Origin of the sequence: Clostridioides sp. ZZV14-6154 (assembly GCF_020657785.1) — a bacterium.
GTDB lineage: Bacteria > Bacillota > Clostridia > Peptostreptococcales > Peptostreptococcaceae > Clostridioides.
The window spans coordinates 1-225 of sequence record NZ_JAGWCY010000109.1; the positions used below are offsets into that span (position 1 = coordinate 1).

Sequence of the window (225 nt, forward strand, 5' to 3'; positions counted from 1 at the left end):
CGGTCACTAGGTAGTATTTAGCCTTGGAGGGTGGTCCCTCCTGCTTCCCACAGGGTTTCACGTGTCCCGTGGTACTCTGGATCATATCTGAAGTTTTTTCGTTTGACATACAGGACTATTACCTTCTATGGTGGGTCTTTCCAAACCTCTTCAATTACGATACCTCTTCGTTTAAGATATGTCCGCAACCCCAATAAAGAAAACTTTATTGGTTTGGGCTATTCC

The 225-nt window shown here is 44.4% G+C and carries 1 rRNA gene; it reads right to left on the minus strand.

The features are described from left to right. A 23S ribosomal RNA gene (locus KGF45_RS19965) occupies window positions 1-225 on the minus strand; the annotation flags it as partial.